Below are 19,787 nucleotides of genomic sequence, written 5' to 3'. Positions count from 1 at the left end.
CACGCATGGCCTTGATGATCACCGACGAGTGCATCAACTGCGACGTCTGCGAGCCCGAATGCCCGAATGAAGCCATCTTCCTCGGGCCCGAGATCTACCAGATCGATCCCGGCAAGTGCACCGAATGCGTCGGGCACTTCGACGAGCCGCAGTGCGTGCAGGTGTGCCCGGTCGCCTGCATCCCGCTGAACCCCGAGCACATCGAGGACCGCGAGACGTTGTGGCGCAAGTACCGGCGCCTGACGCTGAAGGTGGAGCCGGGCGAGGGCGGCGCCGCCTAGGAGCTGCCGCCGGCCGGAGCGGGCCTGGCAATCTGCTGCGCGCGTGCCTCGGGGCCCGCGGCCGCCTTGGCAGACTTTCCCGCCGCGGTGCCGGCTGATTGGGTGTCCGCCTTGGCGTCCGCCCCGGACTTGCCCTTCTTGCCGTCCTTGTTCTTCTTCTTTGCCGGCGTGCCGGGAGCGCTGGCGGTGAACACGTCCAGCTTGCGGGTGGCGTTCTGCTCGGGCCACTTGTGGCCTTCGCGCACCGGCTCGGCCGGCGGCGGCGGGATGTACAGCGGCTGCGCGGCGGCCTGGCTCTCCTGGCGCACCCGGTCTTTCTCCAGCGTGGCGGCGAGCGCGGCGTCCCGACGGGCGTTCGCGCCTGCCTGGGCGCGGTCGGCGGCGCTGGGCGCGGGTGCCGTGGGCACCAGCTGGCCGCCGGCGCAGGGTTGCTGGCTGTAGCTGTCGCCGCAGCGGTAGATGGTCTGCGCCTGGGCGGTCAGGCAGGCGGCCGCCAGCAGCGGCGCGGCGGCCCGGACGGGTGATCGCATGGTTCTCCTCCCTCTGGCCGCCGCTGGCGGAATCAGCCTTCCGGCGGCCGCGGCGGCTTGGGCCTGGGAGGCTTGTGCGTGTGCACGATGAGCGTGGCCTTGTCCATCTCGCCGGCCAGCAGCGCCGGCACGGCCTGCATGGTGCGGTCGATGCAGGCCTCCATGGCCTCGCGCTGGTCGGGTGCGGGCTTCTTGAGCACCCAGTCGATCACCTCGGCCTTCACGCCGGGATGGCCGATGCCGAGGCGCAGGCGCCAGTAGTCGCCGGTGCCCAGTTGCGCGTGGATGTCGCGCAGGCCGTTGTGGCCGGCATGGCTGCCGCCGAACTTGAGCTTGGCCTGCCCGGGCACGACATCGAGCTCGTCGTGCGCGACCAGGATCTCCTCGGGCTGGATCTTGAAGAAGCGGGCCAGCGCGGCGACCGACTTGCCCGACAGGTTCATGTAGGTCTGGGGCTCCAGCAGCCAGATGGGCCGGCCATGCACGGAGCCGCGTGCCGCCAGCCCGTGGTAGCCCTTGTCCATGGCCAGGTGGAGCTTGAGGTCGCGCGCCAGCGCATCGACCCACCAGAAGCCGGCGTTGTGGCGGGTGGCCTCGTACTCGGGGCCCGGGTTTCCCAGGCCGACGAACAGCTTGATCATCGGGGAATGGTACGGTGAAAGCGGGCGCGGCCCACAAACGGCGAGGCCCGCCGAAGCGGGCCTCGTCCCTCAGGTGGAGGGGTTTACTTCTTGGCGGCGGCCTTGGCGTCCTTGGCGGGAGCAGCCTTGGCGTCCTTGGCCGGGGCGGCGGCCTTCGCATCGGCAGGCGCGGCACCGGCGGCCGCCTCGGTGGCTTCCTCGCCACCGCCGATGGAGACCACCGACACCAGCACCGGGTCCTTCTTGCCGTGGGTGATCGCGGTCACGCCCTTGGGCAGCTTGATCTCGCTCAGGTGCAGCGAGGTGCCCTTCTTCAGGCCCGACAGGTCGACCTCGATGAACTCCGGCAGGTCGCCGGGGAAGCACGAGATGTCGAGGTCGGAGATGACGTGGTTGACGACGCAGTGGTCGAGCTTGACGGCCTGCGACTCCTCGGCGCCCACGTAGTGCACCGGCACCTTCATGTGCAGCTTGGTCTTGGCGTCCACGCGCTGGAAGTCGACGTGCTGCACCAGCTGCTTGAACGGGTGCATGTTGACGTCGCGCAGCAGCACCTTGCTGACCTTGCCGCCCAGTTCCATCTCGAGGATGGTGGAGTGGAACGCTTCCTTCTTGAGGGCGTGCCACAGCGCGTTGTGATCCAGCTCGATGAGCTGCGGCTGGCCTTCACCGCCGTAGACGATGCCGGGCGTCTTGCCCGAGTTGCGCAGACGGCGGCTCGCACCCGTACCCTGCGCCTGGCGCTCGAAAGCGACGAATTTCATAGTGTTCTCCGATTGAAAGTCCACCGCGACCAGTGTGACTTCGGGGTTGCCGGGCCGGCTGCTGCCGGCCCATTCGATGGACACGGGCCCCATGCCCGCGCCCGTTCACGCCTCAGAACAGGTTTTCCTGCTCCGAGAACAGACTCATGACCGACTCGCCCTTGGCAATGCGCTGGATCGTCTCGGCGATCAGCGGCGCCACGGTGAGCTGGCGGACCTTGCTGCAGCCGCGCGCGGCGTCGGACAAGGGAATGGTGTTGGTGACGACGACCTCGTCGAGCGCCCCGCCCTTGGAGATGCGCTCGATCGCCGGGCCCGAGAAGATGGCGTGCGTGCAGTACGCGTACACCTTCTTCGCGCCGCGCTCCTTGAGCACCTCGGCCGCCTTCACCAGCGTGCCGGCGGTGTCGATCATGTCGTCCATGATCACGCAGTTGCGGCCGTCGATCTCGCCGATGACGTGCATCACCTCGCTGACGTTGGCGCGCGGGCGACGCTTGTCGATGATGGCCAGGTCGGTGCCCAGCTGCTTGGCCAGCGCCCGCGCGCGCACCACGCCGCCGACGTCGGGCGAGACCACGATGAGGTCTTCGTACTTCTTGGAGCGCACGTCGTGCAGCAGCACCGGCGAGGCGTAGATGTTGTCGACGGGGATGTCGAAGAAGCCCTGGATCTGGTCGGCGTGCAGGTCCATCGTGAGCACGCGCGAGACGCCCACGGTCTGCAGCAGGTTGGCCACGACCTTGGCCGAGATGGGCACGCGCGAGGAGCGCGGGCGGCGGTCCTGGCGGGCGTAACCGAAGTAGGGGATGACGGCGCTGATGCGTTCGGCCGAGGCGCGCTTGAGCGCGTCGACCATGATCAGCAGTTCCATCAGGTTCTCGTTCGTGGGCGCGCAGGTCGACTGCACCACGAAGACGTCGCGGGCGCGGACGTTGGTGTTGATCTCGACCGTGACTTCACCGTCGGAGAAACGGCCCACGCTGGCGGCCCCCAGCGAGATGCCGAGGTGACCCGCGATCTCGGCCGCGAGGCCGGGATTGGCGTTGCCGGTGAACACCATGAAATCGGGATGCGGTACGGGCTGCATGTGGACCCAGCGATCAGAGAACGGTTTGCCTCAATCTCGGACGCCTCGGCACGCGCTTGCGTGCCGGGCGGGTATTTGGCAGGGGAGGAAGGACTCGAACCCTCGCATGCCGGAATCAAAATCCGGTGCCTTAACCAACTTGGCGACTCCCCTACACGGGTGGTCCGCTGCAATCAGCGGGCCACCGATGAATCGTCGCTGGGTGCCCATCCCGCCAGGGGATGACCATCCATCTTGCCGCATTCCCGCACTGTCCAGCCATCGGGCACCGGGGCCCCTGTGGCCTGGAATCCCGGGGGCAGGGGCGCGAAGACCGCGCTGCCCGATCCGGTCATCCGTCCGGCCAGTCCCTGGGATGCCAGCCACCTCAGCGCCTCGCCCACCTGGGGACAAAGCTGCTCGGCGACAGGCTGCAGGTCGTTGCGGCCGAATTGCAACGGGTTTGCAGCAAAGCCTGCGAGTATAGCAGGCTCGGTGTCGCGGCGAAGGCCGGGCGTTCGGAAGATGGTGGCCGTGTCCAGACCGACCGACGGCTTGACGACCAGGAAACGCGCCGGCGGCACGTCCACCGGCGTGATCCGTTCGCCGATGCCCTCGACCCAGGCGTCATGGCCGCGCAGGAAGAACGGCACGTCGGCGCCCAGCGCGAGGCCGATGGATTCCAGCTGGGGCAGCGACAGGCCGGTGCCCCACAGCCGGTTGAGCGCGAGCAGGCAACTCGCCGCATCGGACGAGCCGCCGCCCATGCCGGCCTGCGCGGGCAGGCGCTTGTCGAGGACGACATGGGCGCCGGCCGTGCAGCCCGTGGCGGCCTGCAGTGCCCGGGCGGCCTGCAGCACCAGGTCGTCGGCCGGCACCGGCGTGCCGATGTCCTCGCGGCTGAGGGCGGCGCCAGGGCGCAGTTCGAAATGCAGCACGTCGTGCCAGTCGACCAGCACGAAGACCGACTGCAGCAGGTGGTAGCCGTCGGCGCGCCGGCCGGTGATGTGCAGGAACAGGTTGAGCTTGGCCGGTGCCGGCACATCGTGCAGCGCGCGCATGGCCTAGCGATCCAGCACGAGGCGCAGGTCGGCCTGGGGCGGCGGCGAGCGGCGCTGGGCGCGCAGGCGCCCGTCGGCCACGGACGAGAGATCGGCCTCCCAGCCCGGCACCGGCGTGTTCACGCCGGCCAGCCAGTCGAACAGGGCCGTGACCGGCACCGGCGCGCCGGTGGCCTGCTGCACCATCGCATCGACCGAAGCGAACTGCCGGGGGGCGTGGCCGGGCGATTCCAGGACCGCCGTACCCGGCTGCCAGCGCAGCACGGCCACGGTGCCGCCCAGCGGGTTGAAGAGGCTGAGGCTGCCCGCCTCGGCCCGGCCGCGCAGTTCGAAGCCGGCGGAAAACGACTGGCTCGGCTGGTCTTCCACGGCCAGTGCCAGGCGGCCGGTGCGCACGTCGGCGGGGACGGCTGCGTCGGCGGGAGCGCGGGGCGGCGACGCACAGGCGGCCAGCAACACCGCCAGCCAGGCAGCCATGGCGGCCTGGCCCAGCCGGGAGCGCCAGCTCACGGCTTCACGCGCAGGCGCTTGAGGGTCTCCTGCAGCGTTTCGTTCTCGGGCGCGACCAGCAGCCCTTCCTTCCAGATCGCCTGCGCGCGGTCGCGCTCGCCCATCGCCCATAGCACCTCGCCCAGGTGGGCGGCGATCTCGGCGTCGGGCCGGGCCTTGTAAGCGGTTTCGAGAATCTTCAGGGCTTCCGAGCGGTTGCCCAGCTTGAACTCGACCCAGCCCAGGCTGTCGCTGATGAAGGGGTCGCCGGGCACGAACTCCAGCGCCTTCTGGATCAGCTGCTTGGCCTCCGGCAGGCGCTGGCCCCGCTCGGCCAGCGAATAGCCGAGCGCGTTGTATGCATGGTGGTAGTCGGGCTTGAGCACGATGACCTGGCGCAGCAGCCGTTCCATGTCGGCCAGGTTGTCCAGCTTCTCGGCCAGCATGGCCTGGTCGTACAGCATGTCGACGTCGCGTGGATCCTTGGCTGTCGCTTCGGCCATGAGGTCGTACGCCGACTTGTACTGCTTGCCCTCGCGCAGCAGCTGGACTTCGGAGGTGAGCTTCATGCGCGCATCGGCGGGCGTGCGCTCGGGCACCGAGCGGATGAGCTTGCGAGCCTCGTCGAGCTTACCCTGACCGGCCAGGATGGAGGCGCGCCGGCTCTGCGCCGCCAGCAGGTCCTGCGCGTCCTCGATCTGGTCGAGCCAGGCATTGGCGGCGGGATAGTCCTTGCGCTTCTCGGCGATCTGCGCCAGCTGCAGGTAGGCCTGCGCCAGGCCGCGCGAGCGCTCCTCGCCGCCGCGCTGCGACTTGGCCAGCTCCACGTATTTCTTCAGCGACGTCTCGGCCGCGCCCAGCTGGTTCTCCTGTGTCTGCAGCGCGCCCTGGGCCAGCCAAGCTTCGGCCAGTTCCGGCTTTTCGGTCGTGACGATGTTCAGCTGCTGCCGGGCCTCGGGAACCCGCTGCGCGTCGAGCAGCGCGCGGGCATAGCCCATGCGCAGTTCGGGCATGGGCGTGCCCTGCAGGTAGGTACGGACGATGGCCTCCGCTTGCGGCAGCTTGGGATCCATCAGTTCCAGCCCGAGGATGGCCGGCGCCTCGGAGCGCGGGTTGACCGCCTGGGCGCGCCGCGCGGCCTCGATGGCGCCGGTGCCATCGCCGGCGGCCAGCCGCATGCGGCCGATGGTGGTCCAGGCCGCGGCGCCGGTGTCGGGGTTGCCGGCCGGCTCGGCGAGCGCCTGTTCGACCACCGTCACCGCCTGCTTCTTGTCGGTGGCGCGCGCGAACAGGCGGGGGATGGCGCCCAGGATGGCGTTGCGCTCCTTCGGGTCGGCCAGCGCGACCTCGGCGCGCAGCGGCTCGGCCGCCTCCGGCACCCGGTTCAGCGCCAGCAGGATCTGCAGGACGAAGCGATTGGCTTCGCGCGAGTCCGGAAAGGCCTGCTTCCAGGCGCGCGCCGCCTGCAGGGCGGCGTCGCCGGCCCGGCTCTGGAACGCGATCTCGACGGCGCGCTGGTACAGCTCGGGGTCGTTGGACTTGCGCGCCGCGTCCAGCATCAGCGAGTAGCCGGTCGCGGGCTCGCTGCCGCGCGCGTTCAGTTCGCCCAGCAGCAGCTGGTAGAACATCTCCGCGTCGAGTGCGCTGGGCACGGGCGGGGAGGCGGGGGCTTCGGTGGAGTCGGGCGCCGGAGCCTGCGCAAGCCCCGTCCCGGCCATGGCAAGCAGCAGCAAGGCGCTGGTCGCCAGGCGGATGGCGGGTTTCATCCAAACCATCATAATCCACGCCTCCCCGCGTGCCGCGCGATGCCTGAATTACCCGAAGTCGAGGTCACCCGCCTCAGTCTTGCCGACCGCATCGCCGGTGCCCGGATCGGTGCGGTGCGCCAGGGCAAGCCCCTGCGCTGGCCCCTGGGCTGCATGCCCCAGCAGCTGGTCGGCCGCACCATCCTCGGCGTGCGCCGCCGGGGCAAGTACCTCCTGCTGGATCTCGACCAGGGCCTGCTACTGGTGCACCTGGGCATGTCGGGCAGCCTGTCCTTCGCGGCCGAGGCTCCGCCGGCCGGAACCCACGACCACTTCGACCTGGTCACCGATCGGGGCGTGCTGCGCCTGAACGACCCGCGGCGGTTCGGCGCCGTCGTCCACGCCAGCGGCGAGCACGCGCACGAGGCCCGCAAGCTGCTGGGGGGATTGGGCGTGGAGCCGCTGGGCGAGCATTTCGATCCGGCCGGCTTCCATGCCGCCCTGCGCCTGCGCCGGGCGCCGATCAAGCAGGTGCTGCTGGCCGGCGACGTCGTGGTGGGCGTGGGCAACATCTACGCGTCGGAGGCGCTGTTCCTGGCCGGCATCCGGCCCACGCTCGCGGCCGCGCGCATCAGCGCCCCGCGCGCCCGCAAGCTGCACGCCGCCATCCGCGACGTGCTGGCGCGCGCCGTGAGCAAGGGCGGCAGCACGCTGCGCGACTTCTCCGATGCGCAGGGGCAGTCCGGCTACTTCCAGCTCGAGGCGATGGTGTATGGGCGGGCCGGCGATCCGTGCCGTGTGTGCGGCACCACAGTGCGCGGCATCCGCCAGGGCCAGCGTGCGACGTTCTACTGTCCGTCTTGCCAGAAAAGCTGATCCGTGGCAGGGCCCGGTGCTATATTCGTCCGCGACTACGGGGACCGAGTGGGCACTTCCTTCAACGAGCAATTCGACCAGCATGGCGCATGGCGACGTGAGTTCGCGCTGCGGCTGAAACTGCTGTCCGAGTGGCTGAAGGACCACGAACTGCTCGACGCGGCGATCCAGGAGCGCCTGCGCCGCCTCGAGTCCCAGGTGCGCTCCGACAAGGTGATGGTCGCCTTCGTCGCCGAGTTCTCGCGCGGCAAGTCGGAGTTGATCAACGCGATCTTCTTCGCCGGCTACAAGCGCCGCATCATGCCGGCCAGCGCAGGGCGCACCACCATGTGTCCCACCGAGCTGGGGTACGACGCCGAAGTCCCGCCCTGCCTGCGCCTGCTGCCGATCGAGACCCGCCTGCAGCCGCAGCCGCTGATGGAGTGGCGGCTGGCACCCGAGAAGTGGACCCGCGTCGACCTCGACGTCAACGATTCCGCGCAGCTCGCGCAGGCCTTCGAGAAGGTCGCGGAGGTCCGCAAGGTCACCATCGACGAGGCGAAGGCGCTCGGTTTCTGGCACGACGACACCCCCGAGGACAACCCGCTGCCCAGCGCCGACGGCATGCTCGAGGTGCCGCGCTGGCGCCATGCGCTGATCAACATCGCCCATCCGCTGCTCAAGCAGGGGCTGGTGATCCTGGACACCCCCGGCCTGAACGCCATCGGCGCCGAGCCCGAGCTCACCGTCAACCTGATCCCGCAGGCGCACGCCGTGGTGTTCATCCTGGCGGCCGACACCGGCGTCACCAAGTCCGACCTGGCGATCTGGCGCGAGCACCTGATCGCCGAGGACCAGGACGCCGACGCCCGCCTGGTGGTGCTGAACAAGATCGACACCATGTGGGACTCGCTGAGCACGCCCACGCAGGTGCAGGCCCAGATCGAGCGCCAGCGCGCCACCTCGGCCGAGATCCTCGGCCTGCGCAAGGACCAGGTCATCCCGGTGTCGGCCCAGAAGGGGCTGGTCGCCAAGGTCACCAGCGATGCCGATCTCCTGGCCGCCAGCCAGCTGCCGGTGCTGGAGAAGGCGCTGGGCGAGGGCGTCATGGGCCAGCGCCAGTCCATCCTGCGTTCCGCCGTCGCCTCCAACATCGCCGACCTGCGCACCGAGGCCGGCCGCGCCCTCAACATCCGCCGCCGCGACCTCGCCGAGCAGATGATCGAGCTCAAGGGACTGCGCGGCAAGAACACCTCCGTCATCCGGCACATGCGCTCGCGCATCGAGCAGGAGCAGCGCGACTTCGACGTCAGCGGCGCCAAGATCCATGCGGTGCGCTCGGTGCACCTGAAGCTGCTGCGCGAGGTGTTCGCGCTGCTGGGCACGACCTCGTTGAAGGCCGAGATGGCCGAGCTCACCAAGGAGCTGCGCCAGCCCGGCATCAAGCTGGGCGTGCGGCGCGCCTACTCGCTCACCTTCGACCGGCTGCGCCAGGCGCTGCGCAAGGCGCAGGCCACCAGCAACGAGATCCAGTCGATGCTCACCGGCACGTTCCGGCAGCTCAACGCCGAGTACGGCTTTTCGCTGCAGCCGCCGAAGGAGCCCGAGCTGTCCCGCTTCGAGCGCGACCTCGAGCTCATCGAACGCAGCCACCAGCAGTACCTGGGCGTGAGCAACGCCCTGCGGCTGGCGCAACCCGAATTCGCCGACCGCCTGGTGCGCGCACTGGCCACGCGGCTGCGCGTGGTGTACGAGTCGGCCCTGGGCGAACTCGAGTTGTGGAACAAGGCTTCCGCCGCCCAGCTGGATGCCCAGCTGCGCGAACGCCGCCGCAACTTCAGCCGCCGCCTCGAGGCCATCGAACGCATCCAGCAGGCAGCCTCGGGCCTGGACGACCGCATCGCCGAGATCGAGTCGCAGGAGACGGCCATCAACGAGCTGGACACCAAGCTGGCCGAGCTCACCGGCCACCTGGTCGCGGCGCCTCCGGTGGCCGCCGCCGGACAACCCCAGCTCCTGCGCGCATGAGCGCCGTCCCCGGCGACATCGCCGGGCGGGTGGTGCGCTGGCAGCGCAGCCACGGCCGCCAGGGCCTGCCCTGGCAGGACACCCGCGATCCCTACCGCGTCTGGCTGTCGGAGATCATGTTGCAGCAGACCCAGGTGGCGGTGGTCCTGGGCTACTACGAACGGTTCCTGCTGCGGTTCCCGGACGTGCGCGCGCTGGCCGCCGCCCCGCTGGACGACGTGCTCGGCCTGTGGAGCGGCCTGGGTTACTACAGCCGTGCGCGCAACCTGCACCGCTGCGCGCAGCAGGTGGTCGAGCAGCATGGCGGCCGGTTCCCCGCCAGTGCAGCGGCGCTGGATACCCTGCCCGGCATCGGCCGGTCGACGGCGGCGGCCATCGCGGCGTTCTGTTTCGGCGAGCGCGTGGCCATCCTGGACGGCAACGTCAAGCGGGTGCTGGCGCGCGCGCTGGCCTTCGGCGACGACCTGGCCGCCGGCGCCGCGCAACGGGCGCTGTGGGACCGGGCGGGCGAGCTGGTCCCGCGCGACGGCGCCGACATGCCGGCCTACACGCAGGGACTGATGGACCTGGGCGCCACCGTCTGCCTGGTGCGCGAGCCGAGTTGCCTGCTGTGCCCGCTCGAATCCGAATGCCTCGCCCGCCGCGAGGGCCGCCCCGACAGCTATCCCGTCAGGACCCGCAAGCTGCGCCGCACGGCGCAGTCGCTCTGGCTGCTGCAGGCGCAGGCCAGTGACGGTTCGGTGTGGCTGGAAAAGCGCCCGGTGCCGGGCGTCTGGGCGGGGCTCTATTGCCTGCCGCTGTTCGACTCGCGTGAGGAGTTGGCGCAAACGCTGCCGGCCCGGGCCCGCGCCGGCCTGCAGGACGAACCGCCCGTGCTGCACGTGCTGACCCACAAGGATCTGCACCTGCATCCGGTGCGGGCGGCGCTGCCGGCCCGGCCGCTACCGGGACGCGAAGGGCGTTGGTTCGCGCGAAACGACTGGGAGGCGCTGGGACTGCCCGCCCCGGTGCGCAGGCTGCTGGCCGCCGGCGGCGACTAGTCGCGCTCGAGTTCCCGGTGGCGCTTGAGCGTCGACCAGCGCTGCTGGAAGGCGGCGGCCAGGCGCTCCACCAGGTACACCGACCGGTGCTGGCCGCCGGTGCAGCCGATCGCCACCGTGACATAGCTGCGGTGGTCGCGCGCCAGCGGTTCCAGCCAGGCGGCGAGGAAGCTCTGGATGCCGCCGAACATCCTCTCGACGCTGTCCTGGCGGCGCAGGAACTCGGCCACCGGCTCGTCCAGGCCGGTGAGGTCGCGCAGCGCCGGGTCGTAGTGCGGGTTGGGCAGCATGCGCACGTCGAACACGTAGTCGGCGTCCACCGGGATGCCGCGCTTGAAGGCGAACGACTCGAACACCAGCGTGAGCTGGCTGTCGTCGACCGACAGCACGGACTTCACCTGGGCCTGCAGTTGCGCCGGCCGGATGGTGCTGCTGTCGATGACATGGGCCTGCTCGCGCAGGTCGGCGAGCAGTTCGCGCTCCAGTTCGATGGCATCGATGACGGCCCGCCGGCGCAGCAGGGGATCGCTTTCCTCGCCGGTCTGCTGCTGCGAGAGCGGGTGCCGCCGGCGGGTTTCGGAAAAGCGCCGCACCAGGGTGTCGGTGGTGGAGTCGAGGAACAGCGAGCGGATCCGCACGCCCTGCGCCCGCAGCTCGCGCAACTGCGCGGGAACCTGCGGCAGGGACGTGGCGCTGCGCACGTCCATGGCGATGGCGACCTGCTTGCCCTTGTTGGCCTGCTCGAGCGCGACGAACGACAGCAGCAGCTCGGGCGGGAGGTTGTCCACGCAGTAGTAGCCGGCGTCCTCCAGGGCGCGCAGGGCGACCGACTTGCCCGAGCCGGACATGCCGGTGATGAGGACGAGGTCGAGGCTCATGCCGCTGCGCTGCCCAGCATTTCCTTGGCGTGGGCCAGGGTGGTGCCGGACAGCCTCTCGCCGCCCAGCATGCGGGCCACCTCGGCGACGCGCTGCTCGCCCTGGACCGGCGCCACGCTGCTCGTGGTGCCTGCCTTGCCGCTCTGCTTGGCGACCACCAGGTGGTGGTCGGCGCAGGCGGCCACTTGCGGCAGATGGGTGACCGCCAGCACCTGGCGGTCGCGGCCCAGCTGCTTCATGAGCCGGCCGACCGTTTCGGCCACCGCACCGCCGACGCCGGCGTCGACCTCGTCGAAGATCAGGGTCTGGGCGGTGCCCAGCTGGCTGGTGGTGACCGCGATGGCCAGGGCGATGCGCGAGAGCTCGCCGCCCGAGGCCACCTTGCCGACCGGTCGCGGTGTCGCGCCGGGATGGCCGGCGACCAGGAAGGCGATGTCGTCCAGGCCGGCCGCGGTGGGCTCCGGCAAGGGTTGCACGGCCACCTCGAAGCGCCCGCCCTGCATGCCCAGCCCCTGCATGGCCTGCGTGATCGCCTTGGCCAGTTGCGGCGCGGCCTTGGTGCGGGCCTTGGACAGCGACCGCGCTTCGGCCAGGTAGGCCTGGCTGGCGCGCTGCTCGGCCGCTTCCAGGGCGGCCAGGTCCGCCGCCGCGTCGAGACGGGCGAGGTCGTCCTTCCAGCCGGCCAGCAGCGCCGGCAACTCGGCCGGCTGGCGCTTGTAGCGGCGCGCCAGCGACACCCAGGACGCCATGCGCTCGTCGAGTTGCGCGAGCCGCTGCGGGTCGAGGTCGGTCCTGCGCAGGTAGGCGTGCAGCGTGTGCGCCGCGTCCTCCGCCTGGGCCAGGCTGGACGCCAGCACGTCGGCCAGCTCGCGGAACTCCGGTTCCAGGTGCTGCTGCTCGTGCAGGGCGGCCTGGGCCGCGGACAGCCGCACCGTGGCGCCGCTGTCCTCGCCTTGCAGGGCCTCGATGGCGGCCTGTGCGGCATCGAGCAGCGCCTGGGCATGCGACAGCCGCGAGTGGCTGGTGTTCAGGTCGTCCCACTCGTCGGCCCCGGGGGCCAGCTTGTCGACTTCGCCGATCTGCCAGGCGAGCCGCTCGCGTTCGCGCTGGAGTGAATCCTGGGCGGTCCGGGCTTCGGCAAGAGCCTTCTGGGCGGTACGCCATTGCTGCCAGAGCTGCTGCAGCCGGGTGGCGGACGTGCCGGCGTAGGCATCGAGCAGGTCGCGCACGGCGTCGGGGCGGGTGAGGCTCTGCCAGGCATGCTGGCCGTGGATGTCGACCAGGCGTTCACCCAGCTCGCGCAACTGTGCGGCGGTGGCGGGGCTGCCATTGACCCAGGCGCGGCTCTTGCCCTGGTTGTCGATGCTGCGCCGCAGCAGCAGCGTGTCGCCGCCGTCGAAGCCGGCTTCCTCGAGCCAGCCTGCCAGCGCCGGCGGCTGGTCGAACTCGGCGCTGATCTCGGCGCGCGCCGCACCTTCGCGCACCACGCCGACGTCGGCCCGGGCGCCCAGCGCCAGTTGCAAGGCGTCGACCAGGATGGACTTGCCGGCGCCGGTCTCACCGGTCAGGACGGTGAAGCCGGCGTCCAGGTCCAGTTCCAGCCCGCGCACGATGACGAAATCGCGCAAGGCCATTCGCTTGAGGCTCACGATCCCCCCTCGTTCCAGTGCAGCTTCTTGCGCAGCGTGTCGTAATAGGTCCAGCCGATCGGATGCAGGAACCGCACCTGGTGGTCGGAGCGCTTGACCAGGATGCGGTCGCCATGCAGCAGCGAAGCCAGCGATTGCATGTCGAAGTTGGCGCTGGCATCGCGGCCCGCCACCAGCTCGATGGCGATCTCGCCGCTGTCCGGGATGACGATGGGACGGTTGGACAGCGTGTGCGGCGCGATCGGCACCAGCACCCAGACCGGGTTGGCGGGGTGCAGCAGGGGACCGCCCGCGGACAGGGAGTATGCGGTGGACCCCGTGGGGGTGGCGACGATCAGGCCGTCGGCGCGCTGGCTGGCGACGAAGTGGCCATCGACCTCGACCCGCAGTTCGACCATGCCGGAGGTGGCGCCCCGGTTGACCACCACGTCGTTCATGGCCTGGGCCTTGAACACGCAGCGGCCGTCGCGCATGACGCAGGCCTGCATGAGGCTGCGGCGGTCCTCTTCGTGTTCCCCCCGCAGCATGGGCGCCAGGACCTGCCGGTAGCGGTCGAGCGGAATATCGGTGATGAAGCCGAGGCGGCCCTGGTTGATGCCGATCAGGGGCACGCCGTGGCGCGCGAGCCGGCGGCCGATACCCAGCATGGTGCCGTCGCCGCCGATCACCAGGCCCAGGTCGCACTGGGTGCCGATGGCGGCGACATCCAGGACCGGATAGCCGACAATGCCCGAGGCGCTGGCCGTGTCGTGTTCGATGGCCACGTCGCAGCCTTCGGCCACCAGGAATTGCGCGATGTCCTCCAGCGCGGCGCGGTTGGACGCCGCCGCCGCCGTGCCACCGGCCCCGGCGTGGTACTTGCCGATCAGCGCGACCTGGTGGAACACGGAGTTCATCGTGGGCAAATTACATCATTAAAATTCCTGCGAGGCCTCCGCACCATGCTCGATGACCGTGCCAAGTTGTTGTTGAAAGCGCTGGTCGAGCGCTATATCGCCGACGGGCAGCCGGTCGGCTCGCGCACCCTGTCGCGCGCCTCGGGGCTGGAGCTGTCGCCGGCCACCATCCGCAACGTGATGTCCGACCTCGAGGAGCTCGGGTTCATCGCCAGCCCCCACACCTCGGCCGGCCGCATCCCCACCGCGCGCGGCTACCGCCTGTTCGTGGACACCATGCTCACCGTGCAGCGCGAGCAGTTCATGGCGCCCAGCCTGCCGGCCGACCAGCCGCAGCGCGTCATCGCCAACGCCGCCCAGCTGTTGTCCAACCTGTCGCAGTTCGTGGGTGTCGTCATGGCGCCACGGCGCAGTTCGGTGTTCCGCCACATCGAGTTCCTGCGCCTGTCGGAGCGGCGCTTCCTGGTGATCATCGTGTCGCCCGAGGGCGACGTGCAGAACCGGGTGGTGTTCACCGAGACCGACCACACCCAGAACCAGCTGGTCGAAGCCGCCAACTACATCAACACCCACTACGCCGGCCTGGCCATCGAGCAGGTGCGCGAGCGGCTCAAGGGCGAGGTCGAGCGGCTGCGCGGCGAAATCGTGCAGCTGATGCAGACCGCCGTCGACGCCAGTTCGGAGGCCATGTCGCAGCAGGACGACGTGGTGATCTCCGGCGAGCGCAACCTGCTGGCGGTGTCCGACTTCTCCAGCGACATGTCGCACCTGCGCAAGGCATTCGAGCTGTTCGAGCAGAAGACCCAGCTGATGCGCCTGCTCGACATCTCCAGCCAGGCCGCGGGCGTGCGCATCTTCATCGGCGGCGAGAGCAAGTTCGTGCCGTTCGAGGAGCTGTCGGTCGTCAGCGCCCCATACGAGGTGGACGGCCAGGTCGTCGGCACGCTGGGCGTCATCGGGCCCACCCGCATGCCCTACGACCGGATGATCCAGATCGTGGACATCACGTCGCGCCTGGTGAGCAACGCACTGAGCCACCACAAATAGGGGCTGCCCGGCGCGCTCCCTACAATCGTCCGCAGGGGGCGTTAGCTCAGTTGGTTAGAGCAGGGGACTCATAATCCCTTGGTCGCTGGTTCGAGCCCAGCACGCCCTACCAAAATCCGGCCCCTAGTGCTATCGAAAGAGGAGCGCCTGTCTCTGGCGACAGTCTGGTGACAGGCTTGGCGCGGCCTTCGTCTTTGTACGCGTCGAATATGAGTGTCTCGACGGTCGTTCAATGGGGCGCTTCAGAGGGGAACAGAGGGCCGGCGACTCACTCCCGCGGCAATGGAAGGAAGGGCCAGCTTTCGGGCCATGCGCGAAGGCTTGGGTTCCGAAGACCGGTGGTGTGTGCTGGCCGGCTCCTGTGAAAGCTGGGCCTCTCGATCGAACACAAACGGGTGGGGCGCCATCATGGGCGTACGGGGACACCTGCAGGCGGCCGAGACGGCGCTGTCGGAGATCGCCCGCCGTGCTCGCGCCCCCAACGCGTTTGACGGCCCGTGCAACTGCACCTGCAGGAAATCGAGCATCTCGACACCTTCGCGCTTCTGCACCAGGCAGGGGGTTGGCGAGCTTCCAGTAACCCTACGCTGTCGGCAGAGCAAGGCTGCTGTAACGGCCGACGTGCTCCATGAATGACGACGACACGTAGCGCTGCACGAAGACCTTGGGACCGTGAAGCGCTCAGTCACTACCGCGTAGTCCGGCCGCGGATCGGCCGGAGGATGGCCACCCGATCCCGGTACGTCGTGGATCAGGAACAGCACCGGCTCGAGCTGAGCAATCCTCTGGGCCCTTCTTGGCGATGGCCGACCTACAGTGAAATCGCACATCGTCCTACACGATGCCACCGGCCCATCAGTGGGGCGGTTGTATATTGATTCGGCCCCTAGCAAGGGCAAAAAGAAACCCCCGACGTGGATCAGACGTCGAGGGTTCTAGTGCAACAAGTCCGGCAGGACACCTAGGCCAGAGCTTCGGCTGGCCAGAAGGGAGCTCAACATGCTTTTCCGCTTCATTCGGTCTGTGGCCGGCGGCGTTTTCACGCTCGCAACCGCAGTGATGTTGTTGCGTACCTAACTGGCTCGCTCGGGGTTGCGACCTGAGCGAGCTCAGTTTAGATGCTGAATGGAGCTCTGCTGCATTCAAGTATCACTTCAAAGCAAATAAAGTGACGTCTGTTCAATTTAGTTGGGCAGTCTGGGTCTCCTATTTCTTTTTTCTGAGCTTTGTATGACACGAGTCTTTATTGAGCCCAAGCCGACTGGTGGCGGGACTATTACTCACTACGAGATCGACTACGGCGCCAGCACTGCGAGCAAGGGGCCTTACCCCACTCAAGAAGCGGCGGTCAAGGCCGCGAAGACTATGGAGCACGGCCCAAGTGCTGGTCGCGCGCGTCCGACACATTAACAAGGGCAATCCCGAGCACTGGCGCGCCGCATAAATCTAGGTATCGCCTGTGGGGGGCGGCCGACTCAATGCACCGGGCCCCCGCTGCCATCAAGGCGAGTGACGCGACACATCTGCCAATTCGGGGCGCTCAACCGACTCTGAAGATTAAGAGGCCGGGCTCCAGGTGAGGCGCCGACCGCGGTCTGTCACTGAGGAGAGTTGGCGGTAACTCCTACTGGGAGCGAAGCGTCTGACGTGCGGATGGACGGTCCGCAAGTCCCTGAGTGTTGAAGGCGCCTTTGGCGGAGGCGGCCGACATCCTCGCTTGCTTGCACCCCGGCGGAGTGGGTCAACCCTTGCAAGCGCCAGCAATCGAACTCACAGGCACATAATGCGCTCAACAATAGAGGAGCGGAGGTGGCAATGACCAAAGATCTGAATGGCGAAACACTGGGGGCGTGGATCATCCACCACGGCCGCAAGTTGCAAGCTGACCAAGCGGGCGCTGCCGAGTTTCCTTCTATCGATGGGGCAGCAAAAAGCGGACTGTTGTTGGCTGGGATGGCGGCCTCCGATGAGACTAGCCTGAGCGCCGCCGAAGTTGAGGCAGTTGCAAAAGCCGCCAAACTCAACCCCAAGACCGAGTTGAAATTCCATCTAGAGCAACTCAGAAGCCGTCAGGTGATCGACATCAGCTCCAGCGGCGATGTACAGGTACTCGGGGTTAGCTCGCGCAAGGTGCTTCAAGAAACCGCTGCCCTATTTGGTCAGCACGGCCCCACCGGGGAAGAGCGTGCCGTAATCGATGTCGCGGAGCAAACATCAGGAATACCCCAACTGCGCAGCGCTGAGACGAAGCGCATAAGTGACGAATTCAAGCTCTCTTCCCCAGCGGCAACAGATCTGCTGAGTCGCATGGAGGGAATGGGCCTCGTCGACTTCGAAGTTTCCGGATCAGACCGCATCCTCTTCAACGGAAACTTGTTTCGTCGCGGCAACATCCAAAAGACCCAAACGGTTCTTAATAGCTTATCGGCCGCCGACAGGCAGCGCGCTGGTGACTTCTCGGCAAAGCTTGAGAGCGCAGGGTGTATTGACCGAGCGGCCGCCCGAAAGGAACTTGGGGATACCCTGTTCGAGAAGCTATTGGCGGCGGGTTTCTATGATGTGAACACCGTGTCGAACGACTCCGGAGAGCATGTGTTCGTCACAGCCCCTGGGGCCTTTCACAAATTCGTTGACCCGATGGTCGACGATGCCTTCGATTCCGCCAAGGCGTTGGTCGCGGCCCTAACCTATGGCATCTCAAAAAGTGCGAGCTCGCGCGGGCGCATCACGATGCCGGCCGCCCTACTAAATAGGCTTGTTGCCGGCAACGAGATCGGGCCCGCCACTGCAATCGGCCAGGACTACCGCGTCCTTGAGCTGCGCCGCGTCATCAAGCTGAGACCCGCGGGTCGAGGCATGTATTTCATGAGGCTGCTTAAGAAGGACGTGGGCCAAATCGCCCAGCAGGTGCTTCTGCACGGCGGTGCAAGCGATCAAGTGGTCGCACTGCCTTCGGCATCCATGACAGCATATAAAGGCCCGGAGGAGTCTCGCGAGCGCCTGCGCAAGCAACAGCGGCCGGAGAGTAAGAAGCTCACATCGGACATTCTTCAGGCCTTGCGCGAAGAAGGGGGCAGCAAATGGTGAAGGCGCCGGCTGACAAGGGCGGGACTGCAGAGGAGGCGCTCGGACACTATTTCCGTGCGGCCGGCTTCTTCACGCTGCGCGGCGTTCCTTTCCGCCACGACGGTGAAGACCTTACCGACATTGACGTGTGGCTTTACGAGAGAGGCGGTGGCCTGCAGCGACGAAGATACATCGTCGACGCAAAATACAAGGCTAAGCCGAAAACCGCTGAGCGGCTGCTCTGGACTTCCGGGCTCCGCGACGCGGTGGGTATTGACGGGGCTTTCGTCGCCGCAACGAACGTAAGGGAAGCCAATCGTAGGCTAGCTAAGCGCCTGAGCCTCACAGTCCTGGACTTTCAAGCGCTCGGTGGCGGTGCGATTGGTGCGTTGGTACCGAAGGACAGAATTTTCAGGGAGGACCTGCTGAAACAGGTTGGCGCAGTCGACAAGAACCGAGAGAACAAGGAATGGCGCGCACAGCTTGACGATGTTCTTGCTTCTGCCTTGACTTCCTTCGGCGGCAGCAGCACGAACGTTGCGTTGCGCGCCGCGAGTTTTTTTGCCCACCAAGTGATCAGCTCCCAGCCGCAGTCCGTCGTGTCCGCCCTGGCGCTGAGGCTTTTCTATCTGTGTGCCTCAGTAGCTGCAGCCTCTCTTGACTATGTGTCTGCGCAAGCAGCATTTCAAACAACTGAGCAGCGCCACAAGGAAGTTGAAGATGTCTTGCGGTTCGGCGCAGATCACGGCGAGACGAAGTCGAGGTTTGACGTTGCAATTCGCATGACACGAGAACTGTTGCCCAACGGAATGCCGCTTAGCAATCAACTACGTGAAAAGATCGAGCAAAACATTGCTGCAATCCCTGCTGACCTCATCTCTGACGTCGTGACGAAGATGTTCAGCAAAGGCGCGCTGTTTGAGTCCGCAAGGCAACTTGAGGCCGCTGCACATGCCACCGAGTTGCGCGGATTTTCGGAGCTCCCGGCCGAAGCCAAATCACTCGCTGGCGCGTTGCTGGACTTCATGGCGATAGATCGTCAAAAAGTTGCAGCTGCTTGGGGTCCACTTTTCACGCCGGCTGAAACACCCGCACCGTCTGCCGCTCCGAGCACTCCTTCCTCCACGCAGCAACTTTTCGGGGAGAGCACTTGAGCCTCCGAAACTGCGTGGAGATCTTGACGAAGTGTCAAGCGCCGACGTCGTTCGGAGCAAGTCTTACAGGAATGCCTGCTTTCGGTGGCGGATTCAACCAGTCGACGCAACACAGTCGTCGAACATCTCGGCTGGCGTCCTTTAGCGCAGAGTCTTCCTCGGGCGTTCGCTGGATTTCTAAGTCTCCGTGTACTCGGTTCTTGGTCTTCTCCGCCACACTGCTTTCGCAGGGTAGCGTGTCGCACTGATCGAATGAACCCGCCGCCAGAAGCGGCCGATCTGTCACTGAACTGTCACCAGGCCCCGAGGGAAGCAGGGCCGCCCCGTGCAACTGCCCGAATGCGCGTGTGGATTCACAGTCCGCTGGTCTGGTGTACTCAGTGGCGGATCGGCGAAATGGCGACGGCGCTGTGCGGCGGGGCGCGTCTATTTGGCAGAGACTAAGTCCGCCAAACTGGGGTATCTGCTTCCAGCGGCCAGGAGCAGCCAAATGGGTAGGCACCGACGGGAGAGGAAGAAAGGCGATAGCCGTTTTGGGACACGGGGGGATTCTCGTAGCTGATCCGGCGGTACCTGCTCTTCCGTAACTTCGTG

The 19,787-nt window shown here is 67.6% G+C and carries 17 protein-coding genes and 2 tRNA genes; 8 read left to right on the top strand and 11 right to left on the bottom strand.

What is annotated here, in order from left to right; translation table 11 throughout:
* Positions 1–5: 5 nt before the first annotated feature.
* The gene (locus tag GON04_RS11255; protein WP_157397958.1) at positions 6–281 is read left to right on the top strand and encodes a YfhL family 4Fe-4S dicluster ferredoxin; all 276 of its coding nucleotides are present in this window, start codon (positions 6–8) and stop codon (positions 279–281) included.
* Here GON04_RS11255 and GON04_RS11250 read toward each other — a convergent pair.
* The 8 genes from GON04_RS11250 to GON04_RS11215 form a co-directional block, all read right to left on the bottom strand.
* Positions 278–811 (bottom strand): hypothetical protein, encoded by a 534-nt coding sequence (locus GON04_RS11250; RefSeq protein ID WP_157397957.1) that lies wholly within the window; start codon positions 809–811, stop codon positions 278–280. The genes GON04_RS11255 and GON04_RS11250 overlap by 4 nt on opposite strands.
* 32 nt (positions 812–843) lie before the next feature.
* Positions 844–1,452 carry an aminoacyl-tRNA hydrolase gene (gene pth / locus GON04_RS11245; RefSeq protein ID WP_157397956.1) on the bottom strand — a complete coding sequence of 203 codons (609 nt, stop codon included), beginning with the start codon at positions 1,450–1,452 and terminating at the stop codon, positions 844–846.
* Positions 1,453–1,535: 83 nt separating this feature from the next.
* On the bottom strand, positions 1,536–2,216 hold the full coding sequence (locus GON04_RS11240; RefSeq protein ID WP_157397955.1) for a 50S ribosomal protein L25/general stress protein Ctc: 681 nt from the start codon (positions 2,214–2,216) through the stop codon (positions 1,536–1,538).
* Positions 2,217–2,328: 112 nt separating this feature from the next.
* The gene (locus tag GON04_RS11235) at positions 2,329–3,306 is read right to left on the bottom strand and encodes a ribose-phosphate pyrophosphokinase (RefSeq protein WP_157397954.1); all 978 of its coding nucleotides are present in this window, start codon (positions 3,304–3,306) and stop codon (positions 2,329–2,331) included.
* 76 nt (positions 3,307–3,382) lie between these two features.
* Positions 3,383–3,459, bottom strand: a tRNA-Gln gene (locus tag GON04_RS11230).
* Between the two features lie 20 nt (positions 3,460–3,479).
* On the bottom strand, positions 3,480–4,346 hold the full coding sequence (gene ispE, locus GON04_RS11225; protein ID WP_157397953.1) for a 4-(cytidine 5'-diphospho)-2-C-methyl-D-erythritol kinase: 867 nt from the start codon (positions 4,344–4,346) through the stop codon (positions 3,480–3,482).
* Between the two features lie 3 nt (positions 4,347–4,349).
* On the bottom strand, positions 4,350–4,856 hold the full coding sequence (locus GON04_RS11220; RefSeq protein WP_338050934.1) for an outer membrane lipoprotein LolB: 507 nt from the start codon (positions 4,854–4,856) through the stop codon (positions 4,350–4,352).
* Positions 4,853–6,601 carry a tetratricopeptide repeat protein gene (locus tag GON04_RS11215; RefSeq protein ID WP_232532976.1) on the bottom strand — a complete coding sequence of 583 codons (1,749 nt, stop codon included), beginning with the start codon at positions 6,599–6,601 and terminating at the stop codon, positions 4,853–4,855. The genes GON04_RS11220 and GON04_RS11215 overlap by 4 nt, the downstream gene beginning before the upstream one ends.
* A 39-nt stretch (positions 6,602–6,640) precedes the next feature.
* Here GON04_RS11215 and mutM point away from each other — a divergent pair, with 39 nt between their 5' ends.
* Genes mutM through mutY form a run of 3 tightly spaced genes read left to right on the top strand, consistent with a single transcriptional unit; the run spans position 6,641 to position 10,503 of the window.
* Positions 6,641–7,456, top strand: a complete 816-nt coding sequence (mutM, locus tag GON04_RS11210) for a bifunctional DNA-formamidopyrimidine glycosylase/DNA-(apurinic or apyrimidinic site) lyase (protein WP_157397951.1) — start codon at positions 6,641–6,643, stop codon at positions 7,454–7,456.
* A 48-nt stretch (positions 7,457–7,504) separates the two neighbouring features.
* Positions 7,505–9,463 carry a dynamin family protein gene (locus tag GON04_RS11205; RefSeq protein WP_181653994.1) on the top strand — a complete coding sequence of 653 codons (1,959 nt, stop codon included), beginning with the start codon at positions 7,505–7,507 and terminating at the stop codon, positions 9,461–9,463.
* Positions 9,460–10,503 (top strand): A/G-specific adenine glycosylase, encoded by a 1,044-nt coding sequence (gene mutY, locus GON04_RS11200; protein ID WP_157397950.1) that lies wholly within the window; start codon positions 9,460–9,462, stop codon positions 10,501–10,503. Before GON04_RS11205 ends, mutY begins: the two co-directional genes overlap by 4 nt.
* Here mutY and rapZ read toward each other — a convergent pair.
* From rapZ to GON04_RS11185, 3 genes are read right to left on the bottom strand one after another with little or no spacing between them, the layout of a single operon-like run.
* Entirely contained in the window at positions 10,500–11,381 is an 882-nt protein-coding gene (rapZ, locus tag GON04_RS11195; RefSeq protein ID WP_157397949.1) for an RNase adapter RapZ, read from the bottom strand. The genes mutY and rapZ overlap by 4 nt on opposite strands.
* Positions 11,378–13,030, bottom strand: coding sequence for a DNA repair protein RecN (recN, locus tag GON04_RS11190; RefSeq protein ID WP_181653993.1), 1,653 nt, complete (start codon positions 13,028–13,030; stop codon positions 11,378–11,380). Before recN ends, rapZ begins: the two co-directional genes overlap by 4 nt.
* A complete protein-coding gene (locus GON04_RS11185) occupies positions 13,027–13,926 on the bottom strand; it encodes an NAD kinase (RefSeq protein WP_157397948.1) in 900 nt (299 codons plus the stop codon). The genes recN and GON04_RS11185 overlap by 4 nt, the downstream gene beginning before the upstream one ends.
* Positions 13,927–13,971: 45 nt before the next feature.
* On the opposite strand from GON04_RS11185, the gene hrcA reads away from it, so the two are divergent.
* The 4 genes from hrcA (at position 13,972) to GON04_RS11165 (ending at position 19,193) form a co-directional block, all read left to right on the top strand.
* The gene (gene hrcA, locus GON04_RS11180) at positions 13,972–14,973 is read left to right on the top strand and encodes a heat-inducible transcriptional repressor HrcA (protein ID WP_157397947.1); all 1,002 of its coding nucleotides are present in this window, start codon (positions 13,972–13,974) and stop codon (positions 14,971–14,973) included.
* A 35-nt stretch (positions 14,974–15,008) separates the two neighbouring features.
* Positions 15,009–15,085: transfer RNA gene (locus GON04_RS11175), tRNA-Ile, on the top strand.
* A 1,703-nt stretch (positions 15,086–16,788) separates the two neighbouring features.
* Entirely contained in the window at positions 16,789–18,060 is a 1,272-nt protein-coding gene (locus tag GON04_RS11170; RefSeq protein WP_157397946.1) for a hypothetical protein, read from the top strand.
* Positions 18,054–19,193 carry a hypothetical protein gene (locus GON04_RS11165; protein ID WP_157397945.1) on the top strand — a complete coding sequence of 380 codons (1,140 nt, stop codon included), beginning with the start codon at positions 18,054–18,056 and terminating at the stop codon, positions 19,191–19,193. Before GON04_RS11170 ends, GON04_RS11165 begins: the two co-directional genes overlap by 7 nt.
* Positions 19,194–19,787 lie beyond the last annotated feature (594 nt).

This window comes from Ramlibacter pinisoli, assembly GCF_009758015.1.
GTDB lineage: Bacteria > Pseudomonadota > Gammaproteobacteria > Burkholderiales > Burkholderiaceae_C > Ramlibacter > Ramlibacter pinisoli.
Note: the sequence above shows the minus strand (reverse complement) of the source record. Positions and strands in the feature narration are given on the sequence as shown.